At 73.6% G+C, this 20,254-nt stretch carries 20 protein-coding genes and 1 riboswitch; of the genes, 1 reads left to right on the forward strand and 19 read right to left on the reverse strand.

Annotated features, from left to right (window positions below; translation table 11 throughout):
- Window positions 1–50 precede the first annotated feature (50 nt).
- From ribH to rpe, 7 genes are all read right to left on the reverse strand, one after another.
- On the reverse strand, window positions 51–548 hold the full coding sequence (ribH, locus tag AB0C22_RS17105) for a 6,7-dimethyl-8-ribityllumazine synthase (protein ID WP_219470879.1): 498 nt from the start codon (window positions 546–548) through the stop codon (window positions 51–53).
- A gap of 2 nt (window positions 549–550) precedes the next feature.
- The gene (locus AB0C22_RS17110) at window positions 551–1,828 is read right to left on the reverse strand and encodes a bifunctional 3,4-dihydroxy-2-butanone-4-phosphate synthase/GTP cyclohydrolase II (RefSeq protein ID WP_357535817.1); all 1,278 of its coding nucleotides are present in this window, start codon (window positions 1,826–1,828) and stop codon (window positions 551–553) included.
- Entirely contained in the window at window positions 1,825–2,520 is a 696-nt protein-coding gene (gene pnuC / locus AB0C22_RS17115; protein ID WP_208570175.1) for a nicotinamide riboside transporter PnuC, read from the reverse strand. Before pnuC ends, AB0C22_RS17110 begins: the two co-directional genes overlap by 4 nt.
- The gene (locus AB0C22_RS17120; RefSeq protein ID WP_255597958.1) at window positions 2,517–3,209 is read right to left on the reverse strand and encodes a riboflavin synthase; all 693 of its coding nucleotides are present in this window, start codon (window positions 3,207–3,209) and stop codon (window positions 2,517–2,519) included. Before AB0C22_RS17120 ends, pnuC begins: the two co-directional genes overlap by 4 nt.
- A 1-nt stretch (window position 3,210) precedes the next feature.
- Window positions 3,211–4,272: a bifunctional diaminohydroxyphosphoribosylaminopyrimidine deaminase/5-amino-6-(5-phosphoribosylamino)uracil reductase RibD gene (gene ribD, locus AB0C22_RS17125; protein ID WP_219469743.1), complete on the reverse strand. Its 1,062-nt coding sequence runs from the start codon at window positions 4,270–4,272 to the stop codon at window positions 3,211–3,213.
- 140 nt (window positions 4,273–4,412) lie between these two features.
- Window positions 4,413–4,582, reverse strand: a riboswitch (FMN riboswitch).
- Between the two features lie 62 nt (window positions 4,583–4,644).
- Complete coding sequence (locus tag AB0C22_RS17130; RefSeq protein WP_308291085.1) at window positions 4,645–5,604, reverse strand: response regulator; 960 nt, start codon at window positions 5,602–5,604, stop codon at window positions 4,645–4,647.
- A gap of 1 nt (window position 5,605) precedes the next feature.
- The gene (rpe, locus tag AB0C22_RS17135) at window positions 5,606–6,286 is read right to left on the reverse strand and encodes a ribulose-phosphate 3-epimerase (RefSeq protein ID WP_357535820.1); all 681 of its coding nucleotides are present in this window, start codon (window positions 6,284–6,286) and stop codon (window positions 5,606–5,608) included.
- Between the two features lie 258 nt (window positions 6,287–6,544).
- Between rpe and AB0C22_RS17140 the strand changes: the two genes are divergently transcribed.
- Window positions 6,545–7,441, forward strand: a complete 897-nt coding sequence (locus AB0C22_RS17140) for a septum formation family protein (RefSeq protein ID WP_357535822.1) — start codon at window positions 6,545–6,547, stop codon at window positions 7,439–7,441.
- A 140-nt stretch (window positions 7,442–7,581) separates the two neighbouring features.
- Here AB0C22_RS17140 and AB0C22_RS17145 read toward each other — a convergent pair whose 3' ends face one another.
- The 12 genes from AB0C22_RS17145 to AB0C22_RS17200 form a co-directional block, all read right to left on the reverse strand.
- The gene (locus AB0C22_RS17145; RefSeq protein WP_308291084.1) at window positions 7,582–9,120 is read right to left on the reverse strand and encodes an RsmB/NOP family class I SAM-dependent RNA methyltransferase; all 1,539 of its coding nucleotides are present in this window, start codon (window positions 9,118–9,120) and stop codon (window positions 7,582–7,584) included.
- The gene (gene fmt / locus AB0C22_RS17150; RefSeq protein ID WP_357535824.1) at window positions 9,117–10,043 is read right to left on the reverse strand and encodes a methionyl-tRNA formyltransferase; all 927 of its coding nucleotides are present in this window, start codon (window positions 10,041–10,043) and stop codon (window positions 9,117–9,119) included. Before fmt ends, AB0C22_RS17145 begins: the two co-directional genes overlap by 4 nt.
- A gap of 7 nt (window positions 10,044–10,050) precedes the next feature.
- Window positions 10,051–10,611: a peptide deformylase gene (def, locus tag AB0C22_RS17155; protein ID WP_208570169.1), complete on the reverse strand. Its 561-nt coding sequence runs from the start codon at window positions 10,609–10,611 to the stop codon at window positions 10,051–10,053.
- 111 nt (window positions 10,612–10,722) lie between these two features.
- On the reverse strand, window positions 10,723–11,706 hold the full coding sequence (locus tag AB0C22_RS17160) for an AAA family ATPase (protein WP_208570168.1): 984 nt from the start codon (window positions 11,704–11,706) through the stop codon (window positions 10,723–10,725).
- A 190-nt stretch (window positions 11,707–11,896) separates the two neighbouring features.
- Window positions 11,897–13,867, reverse strand: coding sequence for a primosomal protein N' (locus AB0C22_RS17165; RefSeq protein ID WP_357535827.1), 1,971 nt, complete (start codon window positions 13,865–13,867; stop codon window positions 11,897–11,899).
- A 59-nt stretch (window positions 13,868–13,926) separates the two neighbouring features.
- On the reverse strand, window positions 13,927–15,120 hold the full coding sequence (metK, locus tag AB0C22_RS17170; protein ID WP_208570167.1) for a methionine adenosyltransferase: 1,194 nt from the start codon (window positions 15,118–15,120) through the stop codon (window positions 13,927–13,929).
- Between the two features lie 89 nt (window positions 15,121–15,209).
- Window positions 15,210–16,418 (reverse strand): bifunctional phosphopantothenoylcysteine decarboxylase/phosphopantothenate--cysteine ligase CoaBC, encoded by a 1,209-nt coding sequence (coaBC, locus tag AB0C22_RS17175; protein WP_357535829.1) that lies wholly within the window; start codon window positions 16,416–16,418, stop codon window positions 15,210–15,212.
- A 14-nt stretch (window positions 16,419–16,432) separates the two neighbouring features.
- Window positions 16,433–16,696, reverse strand: a complete 264-nt coding sequence (gene rpoZ, locus AB0C22_RS17180; RefSeq protein ID WP_007075826.1) for a DNA-directed RNA polymerase subunit omega — start codon at window positions 16,694–16,696, stop codon at window positions 16,433–16,435.
- 142 nt (window positions 16,697–16,838) lie between these two features.
- Window positions 16,839–17,339, reverse strand: a complete 501-nt coding sequence (locus AB0C22_RS17185) for a guanylate kinase (RefSeq protein ID WP_208570165.1) — start codon at window positions 17,337–17,339, stop codon at window positions 16,839–16,841.
- Between the two features lie 25 nt (window positions 17,340–17,364).
- Entirely contained in the window at window positions 17,365–17,682 is a 318-nt protein-coding gene (mihF, locus tag AB0C22_RS17190; protein WP_067309448.1) for an integration host factor, actinobacterial type, read from the reverse strand.
- A gap of 174 nt (window positions 17,683–17,856) precedes the next feature.
- Window positions 17,857–18,696 (reverse strand): orotidine-5'-phosphate decarboxylase, encoded by an 840-nt coding sequence (pyrF, locus tag AB0C22_RS17195; protein WP_219469730.1) that lies wholly within the window; start codon window positions 18,694–18,696, stop codon window positions 17,857–17,859.
- Window positions 18,697–18,771: 75 nt separating this feature from the next.
- Window positions 18,772–20,046, reverse strand: coding sequence for an adenosylmethionine--8-amino-7-oxononanoate transaminase (locus AB0C22_RS17200; protein ID WP_219469728.1), 1,275 nt, complete (start codon window positions 20,044–20,046; stop codon window positions 18,772–18,774).
- Window positions 20,047–20,254: the final 208 nt, after the last annotated feature.

Below are 20,254 nucleotides of genomic sequence, written 5' to 3' on the forward strand. Positions count from 1 at the left end.
GGGCGTGTCCCGCGTCAATGGTGCGCAACTCACCGGCGGGCAGCGGGTGGTCAGTGGGCGAAGCCGACGCGGTGGGGGTTGGTGGTGGCGGTACGAATCGCCAGGGCGGCGTCGAGGGCGGCGACGGTGGCCGACCAGCCCTTGTCCTCGGCCGAGCCGGGCAGCCCGGCCCGGTCCCGGGCCTGGTCGAGGGTCTCCACGGTCAGCACCCCGTGCGCCACCGGCTTGCCCTCGTCCAGGGCGACCCGGGTCAGCCCGTCGGTCACCGACCGGCAGACGTAGTCGAAGTGGGCGGTCGCACCGCGCACCACCACGCCCAGGGCCACCACCACGTCGCAGCGCCGGGCCAGGGCCTGCGCCACCACCGGCAGCTCCACCGAGCCGGCCACCCGGGCCGTCACGGCCCGCGCACCGCACGCCTGCGCGGCGGCCACCGCCCGGTCGAGCATGTGGTCGGTCAGCTCGCCGTGCCAACGCGCGGCCACCACCCCGACCGTCAACCCGGTGGCGTCCACCGGGGTCACTCCCGGTTCACCGAAACCCGCCATGGTCATGCTCCGATCTCGTCGCCGGGGACCGGCCGGCCCATCGGGGCCTCGGTCACCTCGTCCAGCTCGTCCAACAGATGGCCCATCCGGTCCCGCTTGGTCCGCAGGTAGCGGACGTTCTCCGGGTGCGGCCGGACCGGCAGCCCCTCCCGGCCGGTGACGGTCAGCCCGTACCCCTCCAGGCCGGCACGCTTGGCCGGGTTGTTGGTGAGCAGCCGCATCGACCGCACGCCCAGGTCGTAGAGGATCTGCGCGCCGGTGCCGTAGTCCCGGGCGTCGGCGGGCAACCCCAGGTCGAGGTTCGCGTCCACGGTGTCGCGGCCCTGGTCCTGGAGCTGGTACGCCTGGAGTTTGTGCAGCAGACCGATGCCCCGCCCCTCGTGGCCGCGCACATAGAGCACCACGCCCCGCCCCTCCCGGGCGACCCGGGCCAGCGACGCCTGCAACTGCGGCCCGCAGTCGCAGCGCAGCGACCCGAAGACGTCCCCGGTGAGACACTCGGAGTGCACCCGGACCAGCACGTCGTCGCCCTCGCCCAACTCGCCGAAGACCAGCGCGACGTGTTCGGCCGGGTCGTGTTCGGCCCGGTAGCCCAGCGCCCGGAACACCCCGTACGGGGTGGGCATCCGGGCCTCGGCGACCTGCTCGACCTGCTTCTCGTGCCGCCGCCGGTAGGCGACCAGGTCGGCGATGGTGACCAGGGTGAGCGAGTGCTCGACGCAGAACTTTTCCAGATCCGGCAGCCGCATCATGGTGCCGTCGTCGTTGACCAGCTCGCAGAGCACCCCGGCGGGCCGCAGCCCGGCCAGCCGGGTCAGGTCGACCGCCGCCTCGGTGTGCCCGGGTCGGCGCAGCACCCCGCCGGCACGGGCGCGCAGCGGCACCACGTGGCCGGGGCGGGCCAAATCCGTCGCGTCGGTGCCGGGGTCGGCGAGCAGCCGGATGGTGTGCGCCCGGTCGGCTGCGGAGATGCCGGTGCTGACCCCCTCCCGGGCGTCCACGGTCACCGTGTACGCGGTGCCGCGCCGGTCCTGGTTGGTGTGGTGCATCGGCGGCAGGTCCAACCGGTCGCACTCCGCCTCGGTCAGCGGTACGCAGACGTAACCGGAGGTCCAGCGGACCATGAAGGCGAGCAGCTCCGGGGTGGCCAGCTCGGCGGCGAAGATCAGGTCGCCCTCGTTCTCCCGGTCCTCGTCGTCGACCACCACGACGGGCCGGCCGGCGGCGATGTCGGCCACCGCCTCCTCGATGCGGGCAAAGGTGACACCGTGCGTGCTCATGCCACGACCTCCGAGTAGGTGGGCGGGATCGGCGCGGACGCCGTACGGGCGGCCCGCGAGGTGCGCCACCAGGCGGCGAAGCCCCAGCCGCAGAGTGCGCCGTAGACCAGGTACATCGCCGCCGAGGGATAGAAACCGCCGCGCAGCAGCAGCGGTACGCCGACCGCGTCCACGGCGATCCAGACCAGCCAGAACTCCACCCAGCCCCGGGCCATCCCGTAGGTGGCCAGCAGGCTGCCGGTGAGGATCCAGGCGTCCGGCAGCGGCCCCCAGGAGCCGAGCGCGGCCAGCAGCGGATAGCCCAGCGCGGTGCCGACGACGGCGGCGAGCAGCAGGCCCAGCCGTTCCCGGCCGGTGGCCCAGCGGGGGGTGACCGCCGGGGCGTCCCCACCCTGGCGGCGGTTGCTCGACCAGCGCCACCAGCCGTAGACGCTGACCGCGAAGAAGAAGACCTGCCGGCCGGCCTGGCCGTAGAGGTCGTGCGCCTGCGGGGTGGCGAACACGCCGCCGAGGAAGACCGTGAACAGCAACCCGTTGCCGATCATGCCGACCGGCCAGGCCCAGACCAGCCGGCGCAACCCGAGCAGCGCCGAGACCAGCCCGAAGGCGTTGCCGACGATCTCCCGGACGAGCACCGGGGAACCGACGACCTGCACCTGGGCGTCGAGCAGCCAACCTATCGGGCCGGTCACCGCGCACCCCCGCCGACCGACGGGAGCACCGGGCCACCGGCGTTCCCGGCCACCGGCCCGTGGGGGCCTGCGGACGGCGGTGCGCCGTCGCCGGGCAGGCGGGTGCCGAGGAGACGTTCGACGTACTTGGCCAACACGTCCACCTCCAGGTTGACCGGGGCACCGACGCCCCGACCGCCGAGCGTGGTGAGCTTGAGGGTGGTGGGGATCAGCCCGACGGTGAACCAGTCGTCGCCCACCGCCGCCACGGTCAGCGACACCCCGTCGACGGTGATCGAGCCCTTCTCCACCACGTACCGGGCCAGGGCGGCGGGGAGCCGGAACCGCAGGGTCTCCCACTGCGCGGCCGGCTCCCGGGAGAGCACCTCGCCGACCCCGTCGACGTGGCCCTGCACCAGGTGTCCGCCGAGCCGACTGTTCAACGCGGCGGCCCGCTCCAGGTTGACCGGGTCACCGGGGTGCAGCCCGCCGAGCGCCGAACGCCGCAGGGTCTCCCCCATCACGTCGGCGGTGAACACCCCGCCGTCGACCTCGACCACGGTCAGGCAGACCCCGTTGACCGCGATGGAGTCGCCGTGCCGGGCGTCGGAGGTGACCAGCGGGCCGCGGATCGCGACCAGCGCCGAGTCACCCCCCGTGTCGGCGATCCGGACGACCTCGCCCAACTCCTCGACGATGCCGGTGAACATGTCAGGCCTCCCTCTTCCGGGGCAGCGCGGTGATCCGCAGGTCGGATCCGACCCGGGTAACGTCGGTGAGTTCCAGATCGATGGCGTCGGCGATGGTCGTCACACCGGCGTCGATCAATGCGGTGGGGCCACCCCCGAGCAGCTTCGGCGCGACGTAACCGACGACCCGGTCGACCAGGCCGGCGGCGAGGAACGCCCCGGCCAGCCGGGGGCCGCCCTCCAGCAGCGCGGCGCGTACCCCCCGGTGGTGCAGTTCGGCCAGCAGGGCCGGCAGGTCGACCCGGCCGTCCGGGCCGGCCCCGACCTCCGCGACGGTGGCGATCCAGGTGCGGGCGGCACCGTCGCGGACCCGGGCGTCGGCCGGGGTACGCCCCGCGCTGTCCACCACCACCCGCAGCGGCTGCCGGATGGCCAGGGTGCCGTCGCGCAGGTTACGGGCGGTCAGCCGGGGATCGTCGGTGAGCACGGTGCCGACCCCGGCGATCACCGCGTCCACGGTGCCGCGCAGCGCGTGCACGTCCATCCGGGCGGCCTCGGAGGTGATCCACATGCTGCTGCCGTCGACCGCCGCCGACCGGCCGTCGAGGGTGGCGGCGTACTTCCAGATGAGGTACGGCCAGCCGCGCCGCATCGAGGTCAGCCAGGCGACGTTGCCGGCCTCGGCCTCGTCGGCGCGTACCCCGAACTCGACCCGCACCCCGGCGGCGCGCAGGGTGGCGGCACCACCCGAGGCGACCGGGTTGGGGTCGGGCACGGCGACGACGACCCGGGCGATGCCGGCGCGGATCAGCGCGTGACTGCACGGGCCGGTACGACCGGTGTGGTCGCAGGGTTCCAGGGTGACCACGGCGGTGCCGCCCCGGGCCCGCTCACCGGCCTGGGCGAGCGCGACGATCTCGGCGTGCGGCCCGCCGGTGTAGGCATGGAAGCCCTCCCCGACGACCGTGCCGTCCGCGTCGAGCAGCACACAGCCGACGACCGGGTTGGGGCTGGTGGTGCCGAGGCCCCGGGCACCCAGCTCGATGGCACGACGCATCGCCTCGTCCACGGAGACGCCGCCCATGCCCTGCCCTCTCCCTCGCCGGTCCGCGCGCGGGCGGTACGGGAGGAACGGGCAGGCGGCGGCGGAACCGGGAACGGCAGGGCCGCCCCCGGGGGAGCCCACGCGCGGCCGGATGACGCCCGCGCAGGCCCGCCCCGCCCGCGCGCTGTCTCCCATCCGGACTGTCGGGGGTGCGGACGGACCGCTCCCCCACCGTCGGCCCCGGATTCTCACCAGGTCCACCGGGCGGCACAGCCGTCCGGGTCGCGGGCTTACCACTGTTACGTGGATCACCGCCGGTTCGGAATTTCACCGAGCCCCGCCAGCGCGTGGTGGGTACATGCGAAGTCTTACACGTCACCCCGGGAGGTCCGCCACCTCCAGCGTGCTACTTCACACCCCGTCGGCGCGGCGGCGGTCCACCGCGACGTATGACCCCGGTTGGCTCTTGGCGACCGTTTTCATCTCACTGGCCACGGCGATCGCGTCCAGGGGGTCGGTGAAGCGTTTGCGGGCGTCCGAGAGCGAAACGCCGATCGACAGCGTGACCAGGGCGGCCCGCCGGATGTTGCCCCGGCGGTCCTTCAGCTCGACGAAGCCGCGCTCCCGGTCCGTCGGGTCGTAGAGGGTGTCGGCGGACTTCTCGAAGTCGACCACGGCCCGGGAGGTCAGCGGGCGGATCTGCTCGGGGGCGCAGACGATCACGAAGTCGTCGCCGCCGACGTGACCGAGGAAGGCCGGCGGCAGCCCGATCGCCACCACCGCCCGGTGCAGGCTGCGGGCCAGCGCGGAGATGAACTCGTCGCCCCGGACGAAGCCGTACCGGTCGTTGACGCTCTTGAACCGGTCGATGTCGATGTAGCCGACGGCGTAGTCGACGCCGCTGCGGACCCGGTCGCTGATCTCCCGGCGGATGCGGCTGTTGCCGGGCAGGCCGGTCAGCGGGGAGACCTCGCGGAACTCCTTGTTGCGGCGCAGCGTGGAACTGACCCGGGCCACCAGCTCGGCGGTGTCGAACGGTTTCACCAGATAGTCGTCGGCACCGGCGCTGAGCCCGTGCACCTTGTCCACGGTCATGCCCTTGGCGGTCAACATGATCACCGGCAGCGCCGAGGTGATCGGGTTGGCCCGCAGTCTCCGGGTCAGTTCCAGGCCGTCGATGCGCGGCATCATCAGGTCCACCACGGCCAGGTCCGGCCGGTGCCGCTCGACCATGTCGAGGGCCTCCTGACCGTCACCGGCATGCAGCACCTCGAAGCCGTGCAGCCGCAGGTTGAACTCGACGAAGCGGGCGATGTCCTCGTCGTCGTCGACGACCAGGATCACGTCGGGACGGTCGCCTGCGGGTTCCACCTCAGGCCCCGGGGGCAGCGCGCTCCGCGAGCCCGCGCAGGCGGCGGACCGCCTCGGCCGGGTCGGCCGCCCCGTACACGGCGGTGCCGGCCACGAAGGCGTCCGCGCCGGCCGCCGCGGCCTGCTCGATGGTGTCGGCGGCGATCCCGCCGTCGACCTCGATGCGCAGCTCCAGGTGGCCGCTGTCGACGTGCCGCCGGGCCACCCGCACCTTGTCGAGCAGCTGCGGGATGAACCGTTGCCCGCCGAAACCGGCCTTGATCGTCATGATCAGCAGGGTGTCGAAGCTGGGCAGCAGGTCGAGGAACGGCTCGATCGGGGTGTCCCGGTCGATGGCCAGCCCGGCCCTGGCGCCGGCCGAGCGCAGGTCCTTGGCCAGGGCCACCGGGTCGTCGCACGCCTCGGCGTGGAAGGTGACGTTGTACGCGCCGGCGTCGGCGTACCCGGGGGCCCACCGCCGCGGGTCGGTGATCATGAGGTGCACGTCGAAGGGGAGCCGGGTCACCGCCCGCAGGCTCTGCACCACGGGCAGGCCGATGGTCAGGTTGGGCACGAAGTGGTTGTCCATCACGTCGACGTGCAGCCAGTCCGCGGCGTCCTCGACGGCGCGGACTTCATCGGCGAGGCGGGCGAAATCGGCGGCGAGGATGCTGGGCGCGATGATCGACGGCGGTACGGTCACAGGGCAAGTGTACGAACGCGGCCATCCGCCGCGGACAGCACGGCACCATGAGCGACGCCCTGTGATCCAGGCGTGACCCACGGTGCAGCATCGGCTCCCTTCGGCGGGAGTGCGGGACGAATGGCCGGTGGCGACTGGCCGAACGGCACCGAAATGACGACACTCCATCAGGGATGGTCACGTATGCTGCTCGCCCGTCGACGGGTGACGCCACATGGGGCACGGCGACGGACCGTCATGGCGCGGGAAGGGCGAACGATGCGACGGTGGTTCGTGGCGGTGGCGGTGGCGGTGGCCGGCGCGGTGACGGTGTCACTCAGCGGCTGCGTGTCGCAGCACAGCGCCGACGGCGACCTGCTCGACGACTGGCCGGTGCTCCCGGTGGCCCAGTCGTTCGTGCCCGCCACCGACGCCTGCCTGCCCCGGATCACCCCCGTCGTGCAGGCCGGCACCTACGAGACGGTGGACTGTGCGCGCAGCCACCTGGCCGAGGCCGTCCACGTCGGTACCTTCACCGGCGCGGTGACCCGGGGCGAGCGGCCCGAGCCGGGCTCCGCCGCGCTGCGTCCCGCCCGCACCGAGTGCGACCAGCGGGCCCGGGCCGTGCTCGGCGGTGACTGGCACTCGGCCCGGCTCACGATGAACATCGCGCTGCCGTCCAACTCGGCGTGGAACAGCGGGGCCCGCTGGTTCCGGTGCGACCTCAGCGAGACCGACAGCATCGACAACACCCGGCCGGTCAACCGGGTCGGCAGCCTGCGCGGGGCGATGGTCGGTGACAACCCGCTCAGCCACCGCTGCTTCGATCCCAAGCTGATCGGCAACAACCTCAACTACATGGCCCCGGTGCTGTGCTCCGAGCCGCACCGCGCCGAGTTCGTCGGCGTCTACCTGGAACGCAGCGACCTGAGCTGGGCCGATTTCAGTCGCGCCAACCAGCGGGTGCACCGGCGGTGCATGGCGCTGATCGCCGGTTTCGCCGAGGTCCCCAACAACAGCGAGTTGCCGTACCGGGCCGGGTCGATCTTCTATCCGCCGTCGCAGCGGGAGTGGGAGGAGGGCGACCGCGGCATCCGCTGCTTCCTCTGGAGCGACGACCGCAAACTGACCCGCTCGATGCGCGGCGCCGGCCCCAAAGGCCTCCCCATCACCTAACCCCAACCCCACCCCCCACCCCCACCCGAGTTGATCAAGAGGTTTACGTCAGGATCGCGCTGGCGGGTGACGTAAACCTCTTGATCACCGAGGTCAGGCGGGGGTGGGTGAGGGTGGGTGGGGGTGGGGTTTGGGGTGGGTTAGTTGCGGCGGAGGACGGCCAGGAACATGGCGTCGGTGCCGTGGCGGTGGGGCCAGAGTTGGACGGTGGGGCCGTCGCCCAGGCCGGGCATGCCGGACGGGAGCAGGGTACGGGCGTCCACGAAGTCCGCCGGCACCCCGGCGCGACGGGCGGCCTCGGTGACCGTCACGTGCGTCTCCACGGTGTGCGGGGAACAGGTCACGTAGGCGACCAGACCACCCGGGCGGGTCGCCCGCAGCGCGGCGGCGAGCAGCTCCCGCTGCAACCGGGTCAACGGAGGCAGGTCCGACGGCTGCCGCCGCCAGCGCGACTCCGGCCGACGACGCAGCGAACCCAACCCGGTGCACGGGGCGTCGACCAGCACCCGGTCGAAGTGCCCCTCCGGCAGTTTCGGGTCCGCCCCGACGGTGCGCCCGTCGGTGTGCAGCACGTTCACCGGCAACCCCCGGGTGGCCTGTTCGACCAGCCGGGCCCGGTGCTCGGACACCTCGACCGCGGTCACCCGGGCGCCCCGCTGCGCGGCGAGCGCACCGAGCAGCCCGGCCTTGCCGCCGGGGCCGGCGCACAGATCCAGCCAGCGCCCGTCGGGGCCGTCCAGCGGGCCCGCCGCCAGCGCGTTCGCCACCAACTGGGAACCCTCGTCCTGCACGTGGGCCCGACCGTCGGCCAGCGCCGGCAGGTCACCGGGGGCCCCACCGGCCAGGTAGACCGCGTACGGGGAGAACGCGCCCGGAGCGCCGCCGACCTCGTCGGCCAGCTCGACCGGGTCGGCCCGGCCGGGACGGGCACACAGGTGCACCGGCGGGCGCTCGTTGTCCTCGATCAGCAGCCGGGTGACCTCACCCAGGTCACCGTCGAGGGCGTCGGCGAAGGCCCGCACGATCCACTGCGGGTGGCTGTAGGTCACGGCCAGGTGGCCGATCGGGTCGGCCGTCGGGGACGGAGCGAGCTTGGTCACCCAGGCGTCGAGGTCCTGGCCGGCCACCTCGCGCAGCACCGCGTTGGCGAACCCGGTGGCCCCCTCCCCCACGGTGCGGACCAGGTCGACCGTGGACGACACGGCGGCGTGCGCCGGTACCCGGGTGTGCAGCAGCTGGTAGGCCCCGAGCCGCAGCGCGTCACGCACCGGCGGGTCGATCCGCTCGACGTCCCGGCCGGCCGCGGCGGTGAGGATGGTGTCCAGGGTGCCGAGCTGACGCAGCGTGCCGTAGGTCAGCTCGGTGGCGAAGGCGGCGTCCCGACCGGTCAGTCCCTGCTCGCGCAGGATCACCGGCAACACCAGGTTGGCGTACGCGTCGTCGCGGTGCACCGCCGCGACCGCCTGGTACGCCGCGTACCGGGGCAGGTCCACGGCCGGGCGGACCGGGCGGCCCGGCCGCCCGCCCCGCGTGTCGTCCCGGCCACCCCAGCCGCCGGTACGGGCGGTGCGGTCCCCCCGGAAGCCGCCACTCGGCCGATCAGGTCGCCGGTCGTCGCCGCGTTGCTCACGTCGCCCGCCGTCGACAGGGCGCTCGGGTCGTTGCGTCGGCCCGGTCACGCGAGTTCCTCCCCGGCACCGGCCCGCACGCCGCGCGCCCAGTCGGCCGCCGGCATCGCCCGCTTGCCGGCTGCGCGCACCTCACCGAGTTGAACGGGTACGGTCGCCGTGCCGGCCAGCACGCGGGACTTCTCCACCAGCAGTTCTCCAGGCTTCAGTTCGGGGCCGTTGCCGACCGGGGTGACCGGGCCGAGCTTGACCCGCTCGCCCCGGAAGGTCGTCCACGGGCCGGGGGCCGGGGTGCAGGCGCGGATCCGACGGTCCACCGCGAAGGCGGGGTCGGTCCAGCGCACCCGGGCGTCGTCCACGGTCAGTTTCGGGGCCAGCGACACCCCGTCGGCGGGCTGCGGTTCGGCCCGGGCGGTGCCCGCCTCGATCGCGTCCAGGACGGCCACCAGCAGCCCGGCGCCGGAGTGGGCGAGCCGCTCCAGCAGGTCGCCGGAGGTGTCGGTGGGGCGGATCTCGTCGGTGAGGGTGCCGTAGACCGGGCCGGTGTCCAGCCCCTGTTCCAGCTGGAAGACGCTGGCCCCGGTCAGCTCGTCGCCGTGCAGCACCGCGTGCTGCACGGGTGCCGCGCCCCGCCACGCGGGCAGCAGCGAGAAGTGCAGGTTGATCCAGCCGAACCGGGGGATCTCCAGCGCCGCCGGGGGCACCAGCGCGCCGTACGCGACGACCGGCACGCAGTCGGGTGCCAGCGCGCCGAGCCGGTCGAGGAACTCGGGCTCCCGGGGCCGGGCGGGGGTGAGCACCTCGACGCCGTGCTCGTCGGCCCAGGCGCCGACGGGTGAGCGGAGCACCCCCCGGCCCCGTCCGGCGGGGGCGTCGGGGCGGGTCACCACGGCCACCAGGTCGTGCCCGGAGGCGTGCACGGCGGCCAGGGCGGGGACGGCGACCGCCGGGGTGCCGGCGAAGATCAGACGCATCGGCGGGTCACCGGCCCAGACCGAAGGGGCCACCGGCGGCGTGCGGGCTGACCTTGACGGTGGGTGGGGCGGCGTCGTCGTACCAGTCGGCCTGGCGGATCGCCTTCATCGCCTCCTTGCGCCCGGCGGGGTCCAACCGGTCGAGGAAGAGCACCCCGTCGAGGTGGTCGGTCTCGTGCTGGACACAGCGCGCCATCAGCCCGGTGCCGACGATCTGCAACGGGTCGCCGTAGCCGTTGTAGCCCTTGGCGACGACGTTCTGCCGGCGCTTGGTGTCGAAGTAGAGCCCGGGGATGGACAGACAGCCCTCCGGGCCGTCCTGCTCCTCGGTGTCGGGGAACTCCAGCACCGGGTTGACCAGGTGGCCGAGCACGTCGTCCACCTCGAAGGTGAAGACCCGCAGGCCCACCCCGAGCTGGGGGGCGGCCAGCCCGGCGCCGCCACGGTCACGCATCGTGTCGGTGAGGTCGGCGATGAGCCTACGCAGCTCGACGTCGAAGTCGACGACCGGATCGGCCGGCGTGCGCAGCACCGGGTCCCCGAACAGACGGATGGGCTGGACGGTCACGCGGGGTGGCTCCTTCGTTGGACGGCGTGGTGCCGTACCAGTCTACGGAGTGCCGAGGTGGTGTCGGCCGGCGTACCGCGACGGGTCGGGATGGTGCCGCTGACGCCGGCGTCAGGCGTTGGCGCCCGGTTCGCCGGCCAGCACCGCGTGGTCGCCGAGCAGGGCGTGCGCGGGCAGCGGGAGCCGGGTGCCGTGGGCGGCCTCCCAGTCGTGCACGAGGCTCGGGCGCACGTGGGCGGCGAAGTAGTCGACGGCGCTGGTCTGCCCGACGACCGGCTCGTCCACCTCGGCGACCAGTTGCGCCGGCACCAGGGAGAACCCGTTGCGCAGGGCGGCGCTGAGCCGGCGGTGCCCGTCGACGACGAAGAAGTACTCACCGGTGAAGCCGATCCGCAGCGGTTCGAGCGCCTCGTCGCCGGCCGCCGCCAGCCCGCCGACGAACTCGGACCCGTCGAGCCCGCGCAGGGTGGCGACGTCCTCGGTCGGGTAGACCCGGGCCGGGTCCAGCAGCAGCAGCGGCGGGGCGTCACGCAGCACGTCGGCACCGAGGCGGCCCTCGTACACGTCGACGATGTGGGTGATGACCTCCTCGGCGGAGGCGCGGGTCGTGTCGCAGACCAGGTCGTAGTTGCGCAGCCGGGCCTTGTCGACGCCGTAACGCAGGATGAACCGGTTGCGCTCGCTCTCGCTGCGTTCGCGCAGCTTGGCCTCCGCCTCGTCCAGCGAGGTGTAGCTCTCCGCCGGGCCGGAGGGGCGCAGCAGCACCCGGCGGGCCGCCTCGGCCGGCTCGGTGATCATGTGGACCTTGAGCGCGTGGGTGAAGAAGTGCCAGGCCAGCCGGGAGTCCATCACCAGCGACTCGCCGGAGGCGGCGATGTCGCGTTGGAGCTGGTCGACGTAGCCGTCGACGGCCTGGTCCAGCTCGGCGTGCAGGTTGAGCTGGAGGGCGGTCATCTGCCGCTCCTGCGCCATCTGCCGGTAGAGGTCACCGACGCTGACCCGGCGCAGGCCCAACCGCTGGGCGATCTCGACGGAGACGGTGCTCTTGCCGCTGCCGAGGTCACCGTTGAAGACGATCGACTGACGAACGGTCACGACTGACCCACCCCTGCTCACCGGCTGCTTGACTTCATCGATCCGGCGTCGGCCCGACGCGTTTGCGCCTTCGTCGCGCCATCGTGCGCCCGGGTATGACGGGCGATGCTATCACGCGGCCCATCGCCTCCCGCCGCACGCGGTGTGCGACGGACGACTGGCCAGGTGCACTCCGAAGCTGACTGGTGACTCAGAAAAGGCTGAGCGGGTCGACCTGGAGGCGGACCGGGTCGGCGGCCCGGCGGGCGCTGCGTACCCCGGCGGCGGTGTGCAGCGCCTCGGCCAGCGCGGCGGCCCGGGACCGGGGCACCCGGACCAGCATCCGCTCCCGGTCCTGATCGGCCGGGACCGGGCCGAGCACCTCCGCCCCGTCAGGCAGCCGGGCCTGCGCCAGCAGGTCGGCCACCGCCTCCGCGCCGCCGGTGACGCTGGCCATCTTCACCGCCGGGGGGAAACCCAGCTCCCGACGCTCGGCCAGCTCCCGGGCGGCGAACCAGCCCGGGTCCCACCGCAGCAACGCCTGCACCGGGGCGAGCGCGCCGTCGGCGACCACCACCACCTTGCCACCGGCCGGGGCGGGCCGGGCCAGGGCGGCGGCGGACAGCCACCGGCGCAGCGTCTCCTCGCCGGCCCGCAGATCGGCCCGGGTGAGCAGGGCCCAGGAGTCCAGCAGCAGGACCGCGCCGTACCCACCCTCGGCCACCGGCTCGGCGCCGGGGGTGGCGACGACCAGGCTCGCGCCGGCCGGGACGTCGGTCAGCACCTCGTCGCGGCCCGAGGTGCGCACCGGCACCCCGGGAAAGGCCCGGCCCAGCTCCTCGGCGGTCCGCCGGGCCCCGGTGACCGCCGCCCGCAGCCGTCGCCCCCCGCACTGCGGGCAGGCGTACGCGGCGGCGACCCGGCCGCACCACCGGCAGGCCGGCGGGGCGTCGGCGGCGCGCAACGCCAGCGGACCGGCGCAGTGCGGGCAGCGCGCCGGGGTCCGGCAGTCGGCGCAGGAGACCGACGGCAGGTAGCCCCGGCGGGGCACCTGGACCAGCACCGGCGCGTCCGCGCGCAGGGTGTCCCGGGCGGTGGTCCAGGCCAGGCTGGGCAGCCGGGCCGTCGCCGCGCCCGGGTCGCGGGCCAGCTGCGGGTCGTCCCCGGTCGGGGCGATCGCCGGGGTACGCGCCCGCAGGGTCGCCCGGTCCGCCACCACCTCACGGGCCCACCCGGTCTCCACCAGCAGCTGCCCCTCGGCGGTCCGGGTCCAGCCACCGACCAGAGCGGCGGCCTCGCCGAGCCGGGCCCGGGTGAGCAGCACCTCCCGGGCATGCGGGTAGGGGGCGCGCGGCTCGGCGTGCAGGTCGTCGCCGTCGTCCCAGATCGCCACCAGACCCAGCCGGTCGACGGGGGCGAACATGGCGGCCCGGGTGCCGATCACCACCGGCACGTCGCCCCGCCGGACGGCCAGGAAGGCCCGGTAGCGGCGGGCCGGGCCGAGCGCGGCGGAGAGGGTCACGTGCCGCCCCGGGCCGAGCAGCGCGGTCAACGCCGCGTCGAGCCGGTCGAGGTCCCGGGCGTCGGCGACCACCACCAGGGCGCCCCGGCCACCGGCGAGGGTGGCGGCGACCGCGTCGGCGTACCGGGCCGCCCAGTCCTCCCCGGCCAGCGCCGACCACACGGCCCGGGGGGCCCGCCCGTCGGCGAGCGCCGTCAGGTAGGCCGGGCCGGCCGGATAGTCCCGCCACCCGCGCGGGTCGGGTACCGCCCGCCGCCGCGCCGCCGGGCCGCCGCCCGGAACGGGAACTGTCGGATCGGCGACTGTCGGATCGGAGACAGGCGGCTCGGGGGCGGTGTGGGGTTCCTTCTCGACCCGGGCGTGCCGGGGCGGCACGGCCAGCCGGAGCACGTCGGCGAGGTTGCCGGCGTACCGGTCGGCGACCGCCCGGGCCAGCCGGGCCACCTCGGCGGCCAGCACCGGCTCCGCGGAGACCACCTTCTCCAGGTAGGCCAACCTGCCGCCGTGCGCCGAGGCGTCGACCCGCTCCAGCAGCCACCCGTCGACCAGCTGACCGGCGAAGCGCACCTTGACCCGCACCCCGGGGACCGCGTCGGCGGCCAGGCCGGCGGGGACCAGATAGTCGAAGGGCCGGTCGAGGTGCGGCAGCGGGACGTCCACGCAAACCCGCGCGACCGGCGACCCGTCCGCGGGTCGCCGGTCGCTGGGCGTGGTGCCGGTCAGGCGCCCGCTACCGACTTCAGGTCGGCGGCCCGGTCGGTGCTCTCCCAGCTCAGCTCCGGCAGCTCCCGGCCGAAGTGGCCGTAGGCGGCGGTCTGCCGGTAGATCGGGCGGAGCAGGTTGAGGTCCCGGATGATGGCGGCCGGCCGCAGGTCGAAGACCTCACCGACCGCCTTCTCGATCGCGGCCACCGGCACCGTCTCGGTGCCGAAGGTCTCGATGAAGAGGCTGACCGGGTGGGCCTTGCCGATCGCGTACGCGACCTGCGCCTCACAGCGCTCGGCCAGGCCGGCGGCGACGACGTTCTTGGCCACCCAACGCATCGCGTACGCGGCCGAGCGGTCCACCTTGGACGGGTCCTTGCCGGAGAACGCGCCACCACCGTGCCGGGCGTACCCGCCGTAGGTGTCGACGATGATCTTCCGACCGGTCAGGCCGGCGTCACCCATCGGGCCACCGATCTCGAATCGGCCGGTCGGGTTGACCAGCAGCCGGTAGCCCTCGGTGTCCAGGCCCAGGTTCTGCAGCTCCGGGGCGATGACGTGGTCGCGCACGTCCGGGGTGAGCAGCGAGTCCAGCGAGATGTCGGCGGCGTGCTGGCTGGACACCACGACGGTGTTCAGCCGGACCGGACGCAGCCCCTCGTACTCGATGGTGACCTGGGTCTTGCCGTCCGGCCGCAGGTAGGGGATGGTCCCGTCCTTGCGCACCGCGGACAGCCGCTGGGCCAGCCGGTGTGCCAGCGCGATCGGCAGGGGCATCAGCTCCGGCGTCTCGGAGCAGGCGAAGCCGAACATCATGCCCTGGTCGCCGGCGCCCTGCGCGTCCAGCGCGCTTTCCGAGGCCCCGGTGCGCAGCTCGAAGGCGTTGTCGACGCCCTGCGCGATGTCGGGCGACTGGGCGCCGATGGAGACGCTGACGCCGCAGGAGGCGCCGTCGAAGCCCTTCTTCGACGAGTCGTAGCCGATACCGAGGATCGTCTCGCGGACGATGGTCGGGATGTCGGCGTAGGCCTTGGTGGTCACCTCACCGGCGACGTGGACCTGACCGGTGGTGATCAGGGTCTCGACCGCCACCCGGCTGTGCGGGTCCTGGGTCAGCAGGGCGTCGAGGATCCCGTCGCTGATCTGGTCGGCGATCTTGTCCGGGTGGCCTTCCGTGACCGATTCGGACGTGAAGAGGCGGCGTGTCACGGCACTCCTAAGCTCTTTAGATAATCGTTGCGCAGCAGTCTAGTCACCCTCACGTACCGCTCACGACCCGGCGAGTCGGCATCCACCGTTCAGGACCGGGCGGGCCACCGGGCGAGCACGAGGTCCCAGACGCGGTCGGCCAGATCCTCCTTGGCCTGCTCAGGCAGGCGGTGCACGGCGCCGTCGGCACCGATCACGGTGGCCGCGTTGGTCTCGGCCCCGAAGACCTTGTCGACGCCGACCTCGTTGACGACGACGAGGTCGGCGCGTTTGCGGGCGAGTTTGGCCCGGCCGTTGGCCTCGGCGTCACCGGTCTCGGCGGCGAACACCACCAGCACCTGCTCCGGACGACGGGTTCGACCCAGCTCCGCGGCGATGTCCGGGTTGGTGACGAGGGCGATGGTCGGCGTACTGCCGTCGTCCGACTTCTTGATCTTGCCGGGTGCGTACGTCGCCGGGCGGAAGTCGGCCGGCGCCGCCGCCATCACCACCGCGTCGGCGTCGACGGCGGCGGTCAGCGTCGCCGTGCGCAACTCCTCGGTGGTGCCCACCCGGACCAGGTCGACCCCGGCCGGATCGGGCAGGGCGACGTTGGCGGCGATCAGGGTGACCCGGGCGCCCCGGGCGACGGCCGCGCGGGCGAAGGCGTACCCCTGCTTGCCGGAGGAACGGTTGCCGAGGAAGCGGACCGGGTCGAGGGGCTCCCGGGTGCCGCCGGCGGTGACCACCAGGTGTCGACCGGCCAGGTCGGCGGGGGCGTCGACGCCCCGGGCGAGGGCCCGGCGGGCGACCGCGAAGATCTCGGCCGGGTCGGGCAGCCGGCCCTTGCCGCTGTCCGCCCCGGTGAGCCGGCCCACGGCGGGCTCGATCACCCGCACCCCCCGGGACCGCAGGGTGGCCACGTTGGCGACGGTGGCCGGGTGTTCCCACATCTCGGTGTGCATCGCCGGGGCGAGCACCACCGGGCAGCGGGCGGTGAGCAGGGTGTTGGTGAGCAGGTCGTCGGCGAGGCCGTGGGCGGCCCGGGCGAGCAGGTCCGCCGTGGCCGGCGCGACCACCACCAGGTCGGCCCGCTGGCCGAGCCGGACGTGCGGGACCTCGTGCACCTCGGCCCAGACGTCGTCGGCGACCGGCTGGCCGGACAGCGCCGCCCAGGTCGGCGCCCCGACGAAGCGGAGCGCCGACGCGGTCGGCACGACCCGGACCCGGTGACCCGACTCCGTGAAGAGCCGCAGCAGCTCACACGCCTTGTAGGCGGCGATGCCACCGCCGACTCCGAGCACGATCTCGGCGGACATCGGGGGTACGGGGGTTACGGCTGGTCGGTCGGCTCGGCGGTGAGCAGGCCCGCGTTGATCTCGCGCATGGCGATGGAGAGCGGCTTCTCCTGCGGGGTGGTCTCCACGAGCGGGCCGACGTACTCGAGCAGGCCCTCACCGAGCTGGCTGTAGTAGGCGTTGACCTGACGCGCACGCTTGGCAGCGAAGATCACCAGCGCGTACTTCGAGGTGGTCTTCTCGAGCAGCTCGTCGATCGGCGGGTTGGTGATGCCCTCGGGGTTGGCGATGGATCCCACGAAATACCTCTGCGTCTGAAAGGTGTCCGCGCGGACGCGGCTGGTCGCTCGCCGCGCGGAGGCGGCTGGTCGCTCGACCGCGGCTGGTCACTCGAACACTGCTGGTCGCTCGAACACGGTCTGCGGTCGGACGGGAGCCAGATTAGGACGAACCGAGCAAGCTTACCAGCTCAGCGGCAGCACGCTCGGTGTGGTCGTGGTGGACGGTGCGCTCGACGAGGGCCGCCAGGGCCGGGTCCGCGCGGTGTCCGGGCGGGAGCAGCAGCACCAGCCGGGCCGATGGCAGGGCTTCGGTCACCACGAGCGCCCCGGGCGGGTCCAACGGGAGCAGCACCGGCCACCCCCGGGTCAGTCGGTCGATCAGCGGGGCACGCGGGGTGCCCCGCCGGTACGGCCCGGCCCGGGACCACTCCAGCAATTCGCCCGCGGCGATCATCCGATCGAACTCGGCCGGCTCCCGGAAGAGCCGGTCGACGCCGTCGGACTCGCCGGGGCGACGTGCCCGGGTGGTCACCGGGACCGGCACCCACACGGCGGGAGAACGTGCCCGGACCGCTCCGACCACACCGCCCCGACCGGCACCCGAAGGTCCGGTCAGGACGGTGAGCCGCGCCGCCGGGCACGCCTCGTCAACCGTGCTCACCGCTTGTTTCTACCTGCTGCGGCGATCAGTTGGCGGCGAACTCTCCAAGCAGCGCCTTACGCTGCTGCTCGCCCAGACCACGCAGACGGCGGCTGTCGGCGATCTTGAGCTTCTCCATGATCTGGGTGGCCCGGATCTTTCCGATACCCGGCATCGCCTGCAGCACGGCCGACACCTTGAGCTTGCCGACGACGTCGTCGGACTCGGCTCGCGCAAGGACGGCGGCCAGGGTGGTCTTGCCCTGCTTGAGCTGCTCCTTCAGCTCAGCACGGGCCTTGCGGATCTCCGCGGCCTTTTCCAGCGCGGCAGCGCGCTGCTCGGGGGTCAGTGACGGGAGCGGCACCAGTTCTCCTCAGGTCCCTATCGCGACGGGCGGAACGCACCGTCGCTCTGTGAAACGTGGTGTCGCTGAAAACCAAAGGGGTCCGTGGTTCCCAGCGCGGGGAAAACTAGCGTTCGGCGGAGCTTTCGGCAACGTGGACGCGCGATGATCAACGTAAAGTGACCGAGCCGTCAGTCAGTGTCGGGCAGCCAGGATGTGCCGGCAGTCGGCCACCGCCCGGTCCGCGGCGGCCCGCAACGCGTCGGCGTCCGGGCCCGCGTTGAGCACCTCCCGGGAGTACGACGGCAGCACTGCGGACAGGTTCGAACCGAACACGGTGGGTAGGTCGGCGGCCGTCGCACCCTGGGCGCCGAGCCCCGGCGCGAGCAGTGGGCCATTGACCCGGGACAGGTCGTGACCGGTGTCGCCGATGGTCGCGCCGACCACCAACCCGATGCTGCCGAGCGGTTCCGCACCCCTGTTGAGCTGCGAAATCTCATCGATAACAAGCTGCGCGACCGTCCGCCCACCGGCCGTGACGGCACGCTGCACCTGAGCCCCCTCGGGGTTGGAGGTGAGCGCTAACACGAACACTCCGCCACCGTGCGCGACGGCCGACTCGAACATCGGGGCCAGCGAACCTACTCCCAGGTAGGGGCTCGCGGTGACCGCGTCGACATACAGCGGGCTGGATGGATCAAGGTACGCGGAGGCGTACGCGGCGACGGTCGAACCGATGTCGCCACGCTTGACGTCGAGGAGAACGAGCGCGCCAGCTTCGCGCAACTGTCGGATAGTTGACTCAAGAATCGCCACTCCGCGGCTCCCGAATCGCTCGAAGAAGGCCGACTGAGGCTTGATCACCGCAACCCGGTCACCGAGCGCTTCCGCGACGGTCCGGGCGAACCGCTCCAAGCCGTCGACGTCGTCCGGCAGCCCCCAGCGGGCCAGCAGCCCGGGATGCGGGTCGATGCCCACGCACAGCGGCCCACGCTCCGCCACCGCCCGGTGCAATCGAAATCCGAAGGTCTCCATCGATGCTCCTCTCGTCTGCTCCTGCGTTCACCGCGAGCGGCGGTCGCCACCGCGGCGTCGGCCCCGGGCGGCCGGTCAGCCGGCCGCCACCGCAGCGGTCATCCCGGCCGCGATCCGGGCCACGTCGTCCTCCCCGGTCACATACGGCGGCATGGCGTAGACCAGGTCGCGGAAGGGGCGCAGCCACACGCCCCGGGCCACCGCAGCGGCCGTCGCCGCCGCCACGTCCACCTCGTGGTCCAACTGCACCACGCCGATCGCACCCAACACCCGCACGTCCACCACCCCTGGCGTCCCGCGCAACGGCTCCAGGCCGGCCCGCAGCCCCGCACCCACCCGGGCGACCCCGGCGACCCAGTCACCGGCCCGCAACAGCCCCAGGGAGGCGTTGGCGACCGCACACGCCAACGGGTTGCCCATGAACGTGGGGCCGTGTGCCAACACCCCGTCGGCGGAGATCCCCCAGGCCACCTCCGGCGTGCACAGCGCCGCCGCGAGGGTCAGGTAGCCCCCGGTGAGCGCCTTGCCCACGCAGAGCACGTCCGGGGTCACCCCGGCGTGGTCGGCGGCGAACATCCGCCCGGTCCGGCCGAACCCGGTGGCGATCTCGTCGAAGATCAGCAGCACCCCGTGCGCCCGGGTCACCTCGCGCAACACCCGCAGGTACCCCGGGTGGTGGAAGCGCATCCCGCCGGCCCCCTGCACCACCGGCTCGACGATCACCGCAGCCAACTCGTCGGCGTGCCGGGCGACCGCGTCGGTCAGCGCCGTCACGTACGCCGGGTCGGGCGGGTCGGCGAAGCCACCGGGCGGCACCGAGGCGAAGACCTGCCGGGGCAGCACGTCGCCCCACAGGTGGTGCATCCCGCCCTCGGGGTCGCACACACTCATCGGGTGGAAGGTGTCCCCGTGATAACCGCCCCGCCAGGTGGCCAGCCGACGGCGCTGCGGCCGGCCGGTGGCCCGCTGGTACTGCAGGCACATCTTGATCGCCACCTCGACCGACACCGAGCCCGAGTCGGCCAGGAAGACGTGTTCCAGGCCGTCCGGGGCCAACTCGACGAGCGTCTCGGCCAGCCGGACCGCCGGCTCGTGGGTGAGCCCGCCGAACATCACGTGACTCATCCGGCCGAGCTGGTCGGTGACCGCCGCGTCCAGCACCGGATGCCGGTAACCGTGGATCGCCGCCCACCACGACGACATCCCGTCGACCAGTTCCCGGCCGTCGGCCAGCCGCAGCCGGACACCCTCGGCGCTGTGCACCACATAGGGCGGGTGAGCCGGCGGCAGCGCCGCGTACGGGTGCCAGACACGGGCCCGGTCGACGGCCAGGATCTGCTCGGGCGTCACGCGCGTTCCTCCGTACCCTCGTCAGCCGCCGCACCACCGGCGGCCTGCGCTGCTCTGCTGCCCTGACGGCGACGGCGGCGGGTCTGGACCTGCCGCACGGTGGCCCCGACGGCCACGCCCCGCCCCGGCTGCGCGGCGACAGGGACAGCGACGCCCCCGGACCGCCGCAGGGCTGCGGCGGCGGCGACCCGCGCGGGTGTCACGCGCC

Source organism: Micromonospora sp. NPDC048894, assembly GCF_040649765.1.
In the GTDB taxonomy this organism is placed as follows: Bacteria; Actinomycetota; Actinomycetes; order Mycobacteriales; family Micromonosporaceae; genus Micromonospora; species Micromonospora antibiotica.

Excerpts from the sequence above, each read along its gene's own strand:
- ribH (WP_219470879.1), bottom strand. The coding sequence starts at position 548 with ATGGCGGGTTTCGGTGAACCGGGAGTGACCCCGGTGGACGCCACCGGG.
- AB0C22_RS17110 (WP_357535817.1), bottom strand. The coding sequence starts at position 1,828 with ATGAGCACGCACGGTGTCACCTTTGCCCGCATCGAGGAGGCGGTGGCC.
- AB0C22_RS17120 (WP_255597958.1), bottom strand. The coding sequence starts at position 3,209 with ATGTTCACCGGCATCGTCGAGGAGTTGGGCGAGGTCGTCCGGATCGCC.
- ribD (WP_219469743.1), bottom strand. The coding sequence starts at position 4,272 with ATGGGCGGCGTCTCCGTGGACGAGGCGATGCGTCGTGCCATCGAGCTG.
- AB0C22_RS17140 (WP_357535822.1), top strand. The coding sequence starts at position 6,545 with ATGCGACGGTGGTTCGTGGCGGTGGCGGTGGCGGTGGCCGGCGCGGTG.
- fmt (WP_357535824.1), bottom strand. The coding sequence starts at position 10,043 with ATGCGTCTGATCTTCGCCGGCACCCCGGCGGTCGCCGTCCCCGCCCTG.
- coaBC (WP_357535829.1), bottom strand. The coding sequence starts at position 16,418 with ATGTCCGCCGAGATCGTGCTCGGAGTCGGCGGTGGCATCGCCGCCTAC.
- pyrF (WP_219469730.1), bottom strand. The coding sequence starts at position 18,696 with ATGGAGACCTTCGGATTTCGATTGCACCGGGCGGTGGCGGAGCGTGGG.